Origin of the sequence: Streptomyces niphimycinicus (assembly GCF_018883605.1) — a bacterium.
In the GTDB taxonomy this organism is placed as follows: Bacteria; Actinomycetota; Actinomycetes; order Streptomycetales; family Streptomycetaceae; genus Streptomyces; species Streptomyces niphimycinicus.
In genome coordinates, this window is sequence record NZ_JAHLEM010000675.1 from 1 (window position 1) to 10664 (window position 10664).

The 10664-nt window shown below is 72.4% G+C and carries 10 protein-coding genes and 1 riboswitch; all 10 genes read right to left on the minus strand.

The window, feature by feature from the left end; genetic code table 11:
- Window positions 1-176: 176 nt before the first annotated feature.
- The 10 genes from KN815_RS39805 to KN815_RS39850 all read right to left on the minus strand — a co-directional run bounded on the left by KN815_RS39805 (window position 177) and on the right by KN815_RS39850 (window position 10438).
- On the minus strand, window positions 177-1286 hold the full coding sequence (locus KN815_RS39805; protein WP_216346675.1) for a hemolysin family protein: 1110 nt from the start codon (window positions 1284-1286) through the stop codon (window positions 177-179).
- Window positions 1283-2656 carry a hemolysin family protein gene (locus tag KN815_RS39810; protein ID WP_216346676.1) on the minus strand — a complete coding sequence of 458 codons (1374 nt, stop codon included), beginning with the start codon at window positions 2654-2656 and terminating at the stop codon, window positions 1283-1285. Before KN815_RS39810 ends, KN815_RS39805 begins: the two co-directional genes overlap by 4 nt.
- A 315-nt stretch (window positions 2657-2971) precedes the next feature.
- Window positions 2972-3427 carry a PH domain-containing protein gene (locus KN815_RS39815; RefSeq protein WP_216346677.1) on the minus strand — a complete coding sequence of 152 codons (456 nt, stop codon included), beginning with the start codon at window positions 3425-3427 and terminating at the stop codon, window positions 2972-2974.
- 53 nt (window positions 3428-3480) lie between these two features.
- The gene (hisG, locus tag KN815_RS39820) at window positions 3481-4329 is read right to left on the minus strand and encodes an ATP phosphoribosyltransferase (RefSeq protein WP_216346678.1); all 849 of its coding nucleotides are present in this window, start codon (window positions 4327-4329) and stop codon (window positions 3481-3483) included.
- 45 nt (window positions 4330-4374) lie between these two features.
- The gene (locus KN815_RS39825; protein ID WP_014056301.1) at window positions 4375-4647 is read right to left on the minus strand and encodes a phosphoribosyl-ATP diphosphatase; all 273 of its coding nucleotides are present in this window, start codon (window positions 4645-4647) and stop codon (window positions 4375-4377) included.
- A 36-nt stretch (window positions 4648-4683) separates the two neighbouring features.
- The gene (ribH, locus tag KN815_RS39830; protein ID WP_059145759.1) at window positions 4684-5169 is read right to left on the minus strand and encodes a 6,7-dimethyl-8-ribityllumazine synthase; all 486 of its coding nucleotides are present in this window, start codon (window positions 5167-5169) and stop codon (window positions 4684-4686) included.
- 54 nt (window positions 5170-5223) lie between these two features.
- On the minus strand, window positions 5224-6564 hold the full coding sequence (locus tag KN815_RS39835; RefSeq protein ID WP_253209535.1) for a bifunctional 3,4-dihydroxy-2-butanone-4-phosphate synthase/GTP cyclohydrolase II: 1341 nt from the start codon (window positions 6562-6564) through the stop codon (window positions 5224-5226).
- Window positions 6561-7244: a riboflavin synthase gene (locus tag KN815_RS39840; protein WP_216346680.1), complete on the minus strand. Its 684-nt coding sequence runs from the start codon at window positions 7242-7244 to the stop codon at window positions 6561-6563. Before KN815_RS39840 ends, KN815_RS39835 begins: the two co-directional genes overlap by 4 nt.
- 1 nt (window position 7245) lies before the next feature.
- Entirely contained in the window at window positions 7246-8370 is a 1125-nt protein-coding gene (ribD, locus tag KN815_RS39845; protein ID WP_216346681.1) for a bifunctional diaminohydroxyphosphoribosylaminopyrimidine deaminase/5-amino-6-(5-phosphoribosylamino)uracil reductase RibD, read from the minus strand.
- 154 nt (window positions 8371-8524) lie between these two features.
- Window positions 8525-8655, minus strand: a riboswitch (FMN riboswitch).
- Window positions 8656-9133: 478 nt separating this feature from the next.
- A complete protein-coding gene (locus KN815_RS39850; protein ID WP_216346682.1) occupies window positions 9134-10438 on the minus strand; it encodes an alginate lyase family protein in 1305 nt (434 codons plus the stop codon).
- Between the last annotated feature and the right edge of the window lie 226 nt (window positions 10439-10664).

Genomic DNA, 10664 nt, shown 5'->3' on the forward strand with positions numbered 1-10664 from the left:
CCCCAGGACCCGCCCCTGGGGTAGCACGCGCCTGCGGCGGGCTTCGGGCGTGTCCTCAATCGCCGGACGGGCTGAAATCAGCCCCTCCGGCGTTTGAGGAGCGGGGTCCGGGGCGGAGCCCCGGTTGTGGGAAGGGGCGGGCAGGGGAAAGGCCCGCCGCAGGCGCTACCGCGCGGTCAGCCGGCCATCGCCCGCTGCTCCTTGGACAGGGCGGGCGCCGCCTCGCCCCTGGGCTCGGCCACCCGCTCCCGGGCCCCACCCCGATGCGCGGGGTCATGCACCTCGCCCACCAGCTTCTCCAGTACGTCCTCCAGCGCCACCAGCCCCAGCACGGCCCCCGACCCGTCCGCGACGGCCGCCAGGTGGGAGGCCGCCCGGCGCATCGCGGTCAGGGCGTCGTCCAGCGGCAGCTCCGCCCGGAGCGTCTCGATCGGATGCCAGACCCGCTGCGGCACCGCCCGCTCCGGGAACTCCAGCTCCAGGACGTCCTTCACATGCAGATAGCCCATGAAGGCGCCGCCGGGGCCACGCACCGGAAAGCGCGAGTAGCCGGTGCGCACGGTCAGTTCCTCGATCTCCCGGGGGGTGACCGAGGGGTCGACGGTGACCAGGCCCGCCGGGTCCAGGAGGACGTCGGTGATCGGGCGGCTGCCCAGCTCCAGGGCGTCCGCCAGCCGCTCGTGCTCACCGGGGTCGAGCAGCCCGGCCTGCCGGGAGTCCTCGACCAGATGGGTGAGCTGCTCGCTGGTGAAGACGGCCTCGACCTCGTCCTTGGGCTCCACCCGGAACAGCCGCAGCACCAGCCGGGCGGACGCCCCCAGCAGCGCGGTGACCGGCCGGCACAGCCGTGCGAAGCCGACCAGCCCGGGGCCGAGCCACAGCGCGGTCTTGGCCGGCGCCGCCATGGCCAGGTTCTTCGGCACCATCTCGCCGATGAGCAGATGGAGGCAGACGACCACGGCGAGCGCGATGGCGTAGCCGAGGGGGTGCACCAGTTGCTCGGGCAGATGGACGGTGTGGAAGACCGGCTCCAGAAGCTGGGCGACGGTCGGCTCGGCGACCGCGCCGAGGGTCAGCGAGCAGATGGTGATGCCGAACTGGGCGGCCGCCATCATCTGCGGCAGGTTCTCCAGGCCCGTCAGGACCGTACGGGCACGCCCGGAGCCCTCGGCCGCGCGCGGTTCGATCTGGCTGCGGCGCACCGAGACCAGGGCGAACTCGGCGCCCACGAAGAAGCCGTTGGCCAGGACCAGCAGGACGGCGAAGAGAAGCTGTACCACACTCATCGTCCGGTCCCCTCCCCGGCCGCGGCGCAGGCAGCCACCTTCAGCGGCGTACCCGGCTTCGTACGGACGATGCGCACCAGCTCCGCCCGGTGGTGGCCGACCTGGCGGACGGCCAGTTTCCAGCCGGGCAGCTCGGCGGTGTCGCCGGGGACGGGGATCCGCGCCAGCAGATCGGCCACCAGCCCGGCCACGGTCTCGTACGGCCCGTCGGGCGCGTCGAGGCCGATCCGGCGCAGGGTGTCGACGCGGCAGCCGCCGTCGGCGTCCCAGGCGGCGCGGCCGTCCTCGGTGAGGGCCTGCACCAGGTCCGGGGTCTCCGCGGCCTCGTCGTCGTGCTCGTCGCGCACCTCGCCGACCAGCTCCTCGACGATGTCCTCCAGGGTGACCACCCCGGCCGTGCCGCCGTACTCGTCGACGACCACGGCTATCGGCTGTTCGCTGCGCAGCCGTTCCAGCAGCGGCTGGACCGGCAGCGTCTCGGGGACCAGCAGCGGCGGCTGGGCGATCCGGCTGACGGAGGTGCGCAGCCGCTCCTCCGAGGGCACCGCGAGGGCGTCCTTGAGGTGCACCATCCCGATGACCTCGTCCAGCCGGTGGCGGTAGACGGGGAAGCGGGACAGCCCGGTGGCCCGGGTGAGGTTGAGCACATCCACGGCGGTCGCCGAGGAGTGCAGGGCGCTGACCCGCACTCGCGGGGTCATCACATGCTGGGCGGTCAGCTCGCCCAGGGACAGGGTGCGGACGAACAGATCCGCCGTGTCCTGCTCGATCGCCCCGGCCCGCGCCGAGTGGCGGGCGAGTGAGACCAGCTCACCGGGGGTGCGGGCGGAGGCCAGTTCCTCGGTGGGCTCGACGCCCAGCGCCCGCACCAGCCGGTTGGCCACGGTGTTGAGCAGGGCGATCACGGGCCGGAAGAAGCGGGCGAAGGCGTACTGCGGGCCCGCGACGAAGCGGGCGACCTGTAGCGGCCGGGAGACCGCCCAGTTCTTGGGCACCAGCTCACCGATGACCATCTGGACCGCGGAGGCCAGCAGCATGCCGAGGACGACGGCGATGCCGGAGACGGCGCCGTGCGGCAGTCCGACCGCCTCCAGCGGCGCGGTCAGCAGATGGCCGAGCGCGGGCTCGGCCAGCATGCCGACGATCAGCGAGGTGATGGTGATGCCGAGCTGGGTGCCGGAGAGCTGGAAGGACAGCTCGCGCAGCGCCTCGACGACGGTACGGGCGCGCTTGTCGCCCTCGTCGGCGGCTCGCTCGGCGTCCGGTCGCTCGACGGTGACCAGGCCGAACTCGGCGGCCACGAAGAAGCCGTTGGCGAGGATCAGGACAAGTGCCGCACAGAGCAGCAGGAGGGACAGGGTGGTGCTCATGCCGCCGCCTTGTGGTCGGCGGCGGCGCAGGTACTACAGGACGATCCGTCCATCTGCGGAGGGAGTCACTCCTCGGGTCGCAGGGGAGCCCGCCGGGGCGCACGGGGTGCGTGCGCACAGGGAGAGGCGGGGCGGGGCACGGTTCGGCCCCGGCAACAGGGTAATCAAGGATGGGGCGTGACGGGCAGGCCCCTCACGCCGTTGGAGTGCCGATCAGTTTCCCGGCCGGTCCGATGGGACCCGCCCAGCACGGGCGGAAACGGGCGAAAAGGGGCAGCTCAGCACTGCTGGGGCCGGGCGGCCCGGCCGGGCGGCTCAGTCCATGGCACGGCCCGTGCCGTGTTGCTCGGCGAGGGCGCGCAGAGCCCGCGCGTCGCTGATGGCCCGCGCCTTGGCGATGCCCGGCTGGATGCCCATCGCGGGCAGGCTGGTGCCGTCGGCGAGGTCCAGGTAGACCCACGGGTCGCCGGGGCGCAGATTGACCCGGAGCACCTCCGCCCACTCCAGCCGCCGCTTGGTGGTGAGGTTGACGACGGTCACGCCGTCCTCCTCGGCCACCACCTTGGGGCGGCTGAGCAGCGTCAGCACCCCGAAGAAGAGCAGCCCGGTGATGATGAAGCTGGCCTTCTCCCCCGGCCCCAGCCGCTCCAGCAGCAGCGCGACGACCGTGAGGACGACCAGGACGGCGACGCCGACGGTCATCAGGACGGCGCGGGTCCTGGTCGGCCGGAAGGTGACGGGCAGGGCGGGCGGGGGCGCGGCGGCGGACACGTGGGTCGGCCTCTCGGATGAGAAGGGAACGGGAGGGAAGGCGGGGCGGGCCGTCAGAGGCGGCAGGCGTGGATGCCGGTGGTGAGGATGGCCCGGGCCCCCAGGTCGTAGAGCTCGTCCATGATCCGCTGGGCGTCCTTGGCGGGGACCATCGAGCGGACCGCGACCCAGCCCTCGTGGTGCAGCGGGGAGACGGTGGGCGACTCCAGGCCCGGGGTGAGCGCGACGGCGCGCTCCACCTGCTCCACCCGGATGTCGTAGTCCATCATCACGTACCGCCGGGCGACCAGGACGCCCTGCATCCGGCGGAGGAACTGCTGGACCTTGGGGTCGTCGCCGGGGGCGCCGGTGCGGCGGATGACGACCGCCTCGGACTCCAGGATGGGCTCGCCGATGATCTCCAGCCCGGCGTTGCGCAGGGTGGTGCCGGTCTCGACCACATCCGCGATGATCTCGGCGACACCGAGCTGGATGGCGGTCTCGACGGCGCCGTCGAGGTGGACCACGGCGGCGTCCACCCCGTTGTCGGCGAGGTGCTTGGTGACCAGTCCGGCGAAGGATGTGGCCACGGTCATCCCGCCGAACTCGCTGACGTCCTTCGCGGTGCCGGGACGGGTGGCGTAGCGGAAGGTGGACCCGGCGAAGCCGAGCTGCATGATCTCCTCGGCCTTGGAGCCGGAGTCCAGCAGCAGATCGCGGCCGGTGATGCCGATGTCGAGCCGGCCGGAGCCCACGTACACGGCGATGTCGCGGGGGCGGAGGAAGAAGAACTCCACCTCGTTCGCCGCGTCGACGAGGACCAGCTCCCGGCGGTCCTTGCGCTGCCGGTAGCCCGCCTCATGGAGCATCGCCGACGCAGGCTCGGACAGTGAACCCTTGTTGGGGACGGCGATGCGCAGCATGAGTGCTCTTTCCTTCGGTTGCGAGGGTGAGGTTGCGGGGGGGTGTCAGAGGTGGGCGTAGACGTCGTCGAGGGTCAGCCCCTTGGCGACCATCATCACCTGAAGGTGGTACAGGAGCTGGGAGATCTCCTCGGCGGTCGCCTCGTCGCTCTCGTACTCGGCGGCCATCCACACCTCGGCGGCCTCCTCCACGACCTTCTTGCCGATGGCGTGCACACCGGAGTGGACCAGTTCGGCGGTGCGGGAGGTGGCGGGGTCGGCCGTGGCGGCCTTCTGCTGGAGCTCGGTGAAGAGCTCCTCGAACGTCTTCTTGGGCATGGTGTGCGTCATCCTACTTGGGCCGTGCGACACCCCTCAGCGCCAGGGTTCGGCGACCGACCGCAGAGTCGTGGCGGTGGCGACGGCCGCGGTGACCGCCTCATGGCCCTTGTCCTCGCTGGAGCCCGCGATCCCGGCCCGGTCCAGGGCCTGCTCCTCGGTGTCGCAGGTCAGCACGCCGAAGCCGATGGGAACGCCGGTGTCCACGCTGACCTGGGTCAGCCCCTGGGTGACGCCCTGGCACACATAGTCGAAGTGCGGGGTGCCGCCGCGGATGACGACGCCCAGGGCCACGATCGCGTCATAGCCGCGGCCCGCGAGCACCTTCGCGACCACTGGCAGCTCGAAGCTGCCCGGCACCCGCAGCACGGTGGGCTCGTCGATGCCCAGCTCGCCGAGGGCGCGCAGGGCGCCGTCGAGCAGCCCGTCCATCACCTTCTCGTGCCACTGTGCGGCGATGACGGCGACGCGCAGGTCCCCGCAGTTCTTCACGGACAGTTCGGGGGCGCCCTTACCGCTCACGTCTCTCCTCGGTGCTTTCGCTGATGTGCTGGTGTACGGGGGTATATGAGGTGGTCACTGGTTGCCGCAGGCGGATACCGGCTCGGCGCGGTCGCCGTCCAGCCAGGGCAGGTCGTGCCCCATCCGGTCCCGCTTGGTGCGCAGATAGCGGAGATTGTGCTCCCCGGCCTGGACGGGCATCGGCTCGCGGCCGGTGACCCGCAGCCCGTGCCGGACCAGCCCGGTGGTCTTGTCCGGGTTGTTGGTCATCAGCCGCAGCGAGCGCACGCCGAGGTCGGCGAGGATCTCCGCGCCCGCGGCGTAGTCCCGCGCGTCGGCGGGCAGGCCGAGCTCCAGATTGGCGTCCAGGGTGTCCCGGCCCAGCTCCTGAAGCTCGTACGCGCGCAGCTTGGACAGCAGCCCGATACCGCGGCCCTCGTGGCCGCGCAGATACAGGACGATGCCACGGCCCTCGGCGGTGACCCGCTCCAGCGCGGCGTGCAACTGGGGGCCGCAGTCGCAGCGCAGCGAGTGGAAGACATCGCCGGTGAGGCATTCGGAGTGGACGCGGACCAGCACGTCCTCACCGTCCCCGATCTCGCCCTGGACCAGCGCGATGTGCTCCACGCCGTCGGACGCGCGGTAGCCGAACGCCCGGAAGTCGCCGAAGGCGGTGGGCAGCCGGGTCTCGGCCTCGCGCCGCACCAGCGGCTCGGCGGGCTTGCGGTACGCGATCAGATCGGCGATGGAGACGATCGCCAGGCCGTGCTTGCGGGCGAAGGCGACCAGGTCGGGCAGGCGCAGCATCACCCCGTCCTCCCCCGCGATCTCGCAGATCACGGCCGCCGGGCGCAGTCCGGCGAGCCGGGCCAGGTCGACGCCGGCCTCGGTGTGGCCGTCGCGGGCGAGCACGCCGCCGGGGCGGGCGCGCAGCGGGAAGATATGGCCGGGGCGCACGAGGTCGCCGGGGACGGTGCCCGGGTCGGCCAGCAGCCGCAGGGTGGTGGCCCGGTCGGCGGCGGAGATTCCGGTGCTGACGCCGTGTTCGGCGGTGGCGTCGACCGAGACGGTGAAGGCGGTCCGCATGGACTCGGTGTTCTCCTCGACCATCTGGGGAAGCCGGAGCCGGTCGAGGTCGGTGCCCTCCATGGGTGCGCAGATGAGTCCCCGGCACTCGTTCATCATGAACGCGACGATCTCCGGGGTGATCATCTCGGCGGCGGCGACGAGGTCGCCCTCGTTCTCCCGGTCCTCGTCGTCCACGACGACGACGGGGCGGCCCGCGGCGATGTCGGCGATGGCCCGCTCGATGGGGTCCAGGGCCAGTTCATCGGGCCAGTGCGCGGCTCGCAGGGGAGCGGCCGGGGCGGCCGGACCGCTCGGGTGCGGGTCGGTGACCGCGTATGCCTCGCTCATGCTGTGGCCTCCTTGTCCTGCGTGCCGTTGCCCTGCGGGTTGTTGCCCTGCGGGTTGTTGCCCTGCGGGTTGTTGCCGTTGTCCCGTCCCAGCAGCCGTTCGACGTACTTGGCGAGCACGTCCACCTCGAGGTTGACCGGGTCCCCGGCCTGTTTGACGCCGAGCGTGGTGAGCGCGAGGGTCGTCGGGATGAGGCTGACGGTGAAGTAGTCGGGGCCCGCGTCGACGACGGTCAGGCTGATGCCGTCGACCGTGATGGAGCCCTTCTCGACGACATAGCGGCTCAGCTCGGCGGGCAGCGAGATCTTCACGATCTCCCAGTGCTCGGAGAGCTTGCGGTCCACGATGGCGCCGGTGCCGTCCACATGGCCCTGCACGATGTGGCCGCCGAGCCGCCCGCCCAGCGCCATGGGGCGCTCCAGGTTGACCCGGGAGCCGATGTCGAGCGCGCCGAGGCTGGAGCGGCCCAGGGTCTCGGCCATGACGTCGGCGCTGAACCGGGTGCCCTCCGCGTCCTCGATGAGGTCGACGACGGTGAGACAGACGCCGTTGACGGCGATGGAGTCGCCGTGCTTCGCCCCCTCGGTGACGACGGGGCCGCGCACCTGGAAGCGGGAGGCGTCGCCCAGGTGCTCGATGGCGACGATCTCACCCAGTTCTTCGACAATTCCGGTGAACACTTCAGTTCTCCTCGGCGAGGGGGGCGGGGGCGACGGAGACGGCGGTGACGGGGACGGCGGTGACGCGCAGGTCGGGGCCGAGCCGGGTGACGTCGGCCGTCTCGAGGCGCAACGCCTGCGCGATGGTGGTGATTCCGGCGTCGGCGAGGGCGGCGGGGCCCGCGCCGAGCAGGACGGGAGCGAGGTAGCCGACGACCTTGTCGACGGCGCCCGCGGCGAGGAACGCGCCGGCGAGGGTGGGCCCGCCCTCCAGCAGGACGGAGCGCACCCCGCGGCCGTGCAGCTCGGCCAGGAGCGCGGGGATCGCGAGGCCGCCGTCCGCGCGCGGCAGCCTTACGGTCTCCACGCCCGGCCGCCGGGGCAGATGGGCGGTGCTGGCGTCCTCGGCGACGGCGAGCAGCGTGGGCGCGGCGTCGTCCAGGATCCGGGCGCCGGGCTTGATGGTCGCGGCCGTGTCCACGACGACCCGCAGCGGCTGGGTGGCTCCCTCCCGGTCCCGTACGGCCAGGTGGGGGTCGTCGGCGCGCAGGGTGCCGGAGCCGACGACGACGGCGTCGGCCTCCGCGCGCAGCCGGTGCACATCGGCGCGGGACTCGGGGGAGGTGATCCAGCGGCTGGTGCCGTCGGCGGCGGCGCTGCGGCCGTCGAGGGTCGCGGCGAACTTCCACAGTACGAAGGGGCGGCCGCGGCGCATCGCGGTCAGCCAGGGCTCGTTGACCGCCTCGGCCTCCTCGGCGAGCAGCCCGGCGTCGACCTCGACCCCGGCGGCGGCGAGGGTGGCGGAGCCGCCCCGGGCCTGTGCGGTGGGGTCGCCGACGGCGTAGTGGACGCGGGCGATCCCGGCGGCGATCAGGGCCTGGGAGCAGGGGCCGGTGCGGCCGGTGTGGTCACACGGTTCGAGGGTGACGAGGGCGGTGCCGCCACGGGCCCGCTCCCCTGCGGCGCACAGTGCGTGAACCTCGGCGTGCGGACCGCCGGCCCGCTGATGCCAGCCCTCGCCGACGACGCGGCCGCCGGCGTCGAGGATGACGCAGCCGACGACGGGGTTGGGGCTGGTGTGGCCGAGGCCGCGGGCTGCGAGCGCGACGGCATGGCGCATCGCTTGGGCTTCGGCTGCGGTGGCCACCGGGTCCTCCTGCCTCTTCGGGCACGGACTCCGGGGCTGTCGAGATGACAAGGAAACGGGAACGCCGCCGCCGGCACGCCAGGTTCGACAAAAGGCCCGCCCTGCATACGCGAGGACGGACCGCCGAGGCGGCGCACCGGTGATGTCGCTACCGCCGCGCACTGCCTCCCATCCGGACTTTCACCGTCGGTCCAGGAATTTCACCTGGTCAACCGGCCGCTGGCGGCGGACGGGTCGCGGACTGTAACCGCCGGTTCGGATTTTCACCGACCCCGGAGTGCGCTGACGTCACTGGTACGCCCCCAGTGTGCCATGGCCATCGGCGCAGGTGGGAGCCAACCTCAATGTGGCCTCCCTCACCCACCCCGGGCCGGGGGACGTTTCCCCTACCCCGTCCCTTCCCGAACCGGGGGCGGGCCCCCGGGCCCCGGCAGCCCCGGACCGACGCGTCCACCACCGGCGACCGGGCGCGGACCCACACCTGCCCCGGTCACCTCAGAGGCGCCGGGACCTCAACGGACTCATCGGCATCCAGACCGGCCCCGAACGGGTGCAGAACCCCGGCCCCGGGGGTCCCGGGCCAGCGCCTCCGCGACCGCCGGTCCGAAGACCGCCGCGGGGACGCTCTGCCCCTGGCGCCTGTCGGGCGCCGGGGCAGGGCGGCATGCGCGGCGTTCAGGCTGGTCCCGAACGGGAGCCGGGGGCCGGGGGCTTGCCCCCGGTTCGGGGAGGGGCGGGGTTGGGGAGAAGGGCCGGTGCCCCGCTACCCCTGCGCGATGCTGTCCAGTTGCTCCACCGCCGGCCGCAGGGCCCACAGGTCGCCGCCGGGCGGGGCCTGGAGTTTGTCCACCGCCGCGCGGGCCTTGCGGTCCCCGGCGTCGGCCGCCGCGTGGACGATGTCGCTCGCCGCGTAGGCGCGGAGGTCCAGCTCCGGATAAGGCCAGGGCGCGGCGCCGGTGGCCGCCGGAAGCAGGACGTCGACCGCCTTGAAGAGGTTCCCGCCGCCGGGCCCGGTGTAGTGCCACAGATCCACACCGACATGCTTGCCGATGGCGGCCATCCGCGTGTACGCGACGAGGTTGAACGTCGAGTAGTGGAAGCTGCGGGTGCGCTCGAGCTCCTGCGGCTGCGTGCCGTCGGCCGCGATCTGGGTGTCGATGCGCTTGGTGCGGGCGTCGCGGAGCACCTGGCGGGCACGGTCCCGGTCGCCCACGGCGGTGGCGATGGCCGCGACCTGCATGTCGTAGAAGGTGCCGTGGTTGTTCTCGGCGGCGCCTTCCTCCTTGCCGAAGTCGCTGTTCACCAGCCAGTCCAGGAACTGCTTGTTCCAGGTGCGGAAGCCGTCGTGGTCGCTCTTGGACCAGCCGGGGGCGCCGGTGTCCAGCAGGGCGGCGGCGTCGAGGAGGCTGGTGAAGCCCTGAGAGAAGTCGATGATCCCGATCGAGCGGCCGTCGTACATGCAGGGGATGAACTGGGCGTGGTTCAGGCTCGGGTTCATCCGGGTCGCCGGGGTGACGAACCAGGTGCGCAGGATGTCTGCGGCGTGCTCGGCGTAGGCCCGCTTACCGGTGTAGTACCAGGCCAGGGAGAGCTCGTAGGCGGATTCGAAGACCTTGCCGACCTCGGGACGGTCCGTCATCTTGTCCACGTCGGGGTTCCGTTGGCCATCCTTCTGAACGTAAGGGCAGCCGTACGGATTGTCGTCGGTCTTGGGCTTACTGGGCCACCAGTAGGGGGCCTGGCTGAAGTAGTCGTGTTTGTCGCCGCTGGGCGGCACCTGGTCCTTGTCGGTGACCGTCCAGGGGCCCTGCTTCATCCACTGGTCGGCCTGGGCGGTCAGGTCGCGTACGGTCCGCCGCAGATTCCGGTCCCCCAACTGCAATTTCAGCTTGGTGAGGGACAGTCGGGGCCCGTCGAGCACCACCGTCCGGGGCACCGAGCCGGCATGCCGCGTGGACTCGGCGCCCTGCGCGGAGGGCGCGACGGGGATCGCCAGGACGGCCAGGAGGGCGGAGGCGGTGACGAGCGCCCGGGCGAACCGCCCGCGTCCCGCTGGAGGTGCACCCATTGAGCACTCCAATCAGATATCTGAACGCTATTCAGACTTGAGATCGGGCTCAGAGTAAGGCGGCTCCATGGGCACGACAAGAGATCGCACAGAATGCCCTCACCCCGCGGGAGGGCGTCGGCCGGCGGGCCAGACCCCGTCCGGCGGGCGGCGCCCTGTCCGGCGGACCGTCGCGCCAGCCCCGGCAGCGGCTGCCGCCGCAGGATCCACGGGGCAGGGGCTACGG

Bases quoted from the DNA above. Each gene is read 5' to 3' on its own strand.
- KN815_RS39805 (WP_216346675.1), bottom strand. From the start codon at position 1,286: ATGAGTGTGGTACAGCTTCTCTTCGCCGTCCTGCTGGTCCTGGCCAAC.
- KN815_RS39810 (WP_216346676.1), bottom strand. From the start codon at position 2,656: ATGAGCACCACCCTGTCCCTCCTGCTGCTCTGTGCGGCACTTGTCCTG.
- hisG (WP_216346678.1), bottom strand. From the start codon at position 4,329: ATGCTGCGCATCGCCGTCCCCAACAAGGGTTCACTGTCCGAGCCTGCG.
- KN815_RS39825 (WP_014056301.1), bottom strand. From the start codon at position 4,647: ATGCCCAAGAAGACGTTCGAGGAGCTCTTCACCGAGCTCCAGCAGAAG.
- KN815_RS39835 (WP_253209535.1), bottom strand. From the start codon at position 6,564: ATGAGCGAGGCATACGCGGTCACCGACCCGCACCCGAGCGGTCCGGCC.
- KN815_RS39850 (WP_216346682.1), bottom strand. From the start codon at position 10,438: ATGGGTGCACCTCCAGCGGGACGCGGGCGGTTCGCCCGGGCGCTCGTC.